The 1,314-nt window shown below is 54.1% G+C and carries 2 protein-coding genes; both read left to right on the top strand.

The window, feature by feature from the left end; translation table 11 throughout:
* Positions 1–457 (top strand): branched-chain amino acid ABC transporter permease (locus tag A3AY_RS0109905; RefSeq protein ID WP_018325524.1); only part of this gene is annotated, 457 nt, incomplete at its 5' end.
* A complete protein-coding gene (locus A3AY_RS0109900) occupies positions 454–1,230 on the top strand; it encodes an ABC transporter ATP-binding protein (RefSeq protein ID WP_018325523.1) in 777 nt (258 codons plus the stop codon). The genes A3AY_RS0109905 and A3AY_RS0109900, both read left to right, overlap by 4 nt.
* Positions 1,231–1,314 lie beyond the last annotated feature (84 nt).

Raw genomic sequence — 1,314 nt, 5'->3', positions numbered from 1 at the left:
AGGGGGCCTGGTCGGACTATCAGGGCTGCTGCTCGGGCTGATGAACCGGTCTTGGATCGGCGTGTGGCTGGATGTTGTTCGACTGGATGAAACCGCAGCCTCGATCTTTGGTTTGCGGGTCTGGTATTGGAAGCTCTTCGCCTTCACCCTCGGTAATTTCCTGCTGGGCCTTGCGGGGGCGATCTATGCGCAAATGACCGGCTTTATCGCGCCAGCGAATTTTCAGCTGGGCGATAGTCTGGCCATGGTGTCGATTCTCATCTTGGGAGGAGTTGGAAACATATGGGGCATCCTTCCCGCGACGCTTTTGGTCGTGCTCCTCCCTGAGAAGCTCCAAATCGTCCAGGAATATCGTTTCCTCATATTCTCGTTGGTGGTGATATTCGTCCTTATTGTCCGTCCTTCTGGGCTATTGCCTCGAAGACTGCGACGCTTGCAGGAAGGTGTCACAGCATGAACGATATCGTACTTGCGACACGTGGCTTGACCGTTCGTTTTGGCGGCTTGTTGGCCCTGAACGAACTCAATGTCTCCATTTCAAGGGGCGATGTGATCGGTCTCATCGGGCCTAATGGGTCGGGAAAAACCACGTTTTTTAACACGATCAGCGGCCTGGTTCCGTCAAGCTCTGGATCAATTACCTTCGAAGGTTCTGACACCACGAAAGTGAAGGTTGATCAGCTCGCATCGCGAGGCTTGGCCCGGACATTTCAGCGCTCGCGGCTTTGCCTCCCACTCTCGGTGTTCGACAATGTCGCCATGGGAGCGCAGGAACGCATCTGTAGCACGTTGTGGCACAACATTGTGCGAAGATCTGCTTTCCACGCGGAACTTCGCCAACTCACGGAAGAGATCGAGGACTTGCTGTCCAAATTCGATCCTGGCCTCGCAAAGAAGATGTTTGAGCGAGCCGAAACCCTCGGGATGATTGATCGCAGACGGGTCGAGATTTGCCGAGCCCTTCTTGGAAAGCCTTCTCTGCTTCTCCTCGACGAGCCATCCGCGGGGATGACGCACGACGAAACGAACCAGCTTATGGATGAAATCCTGGCGATAAGACCAAAATTCGGAGACCCTACAATTGTGATTGTTGAACATGAAATGGGCCTCATCGAGCGCGTCACCGACCACTGCATCGTTTTGAACTACGGTCAGAAGATTTGCGAAGGGACGTTTAAAGAAGTGGCAGCCGATCCCGCAGTCCGACGCGCATATTTGGGGCAGTCATGAAACCGATTCTTGCAGTTCGCGGAATTTACACCGCCTATGACACCGTCGACGTTCTAACCGGGGTCGATATAGATGTCCTGCCGG

Source organism: Rhizobium giardinii bv. giardinii H152 (genome assembly GCF_000379605.1).
Taxonomy (GTDB): Bacteria; Pseudomonadota; Alphaproteobacteria; order Rhizobiales; family Rhizobiaceae; genus Pararhizobium; species Pararhizobium giardinii.
The sequence above is the reverse complement of the archived record's forward strand: the minus strand, read 5'-3'. Positions and strand labels throughout refer to the sequence as shown.

Coding starts and splice junctions, on each gene's coding strand:
- A3AY_RS0109900 (WP_018325523.1), top strand. CDS start 454: ATGAACGATATCGTACTTGCGACACGTGGCTTGACCGTTCGTTTTGGC.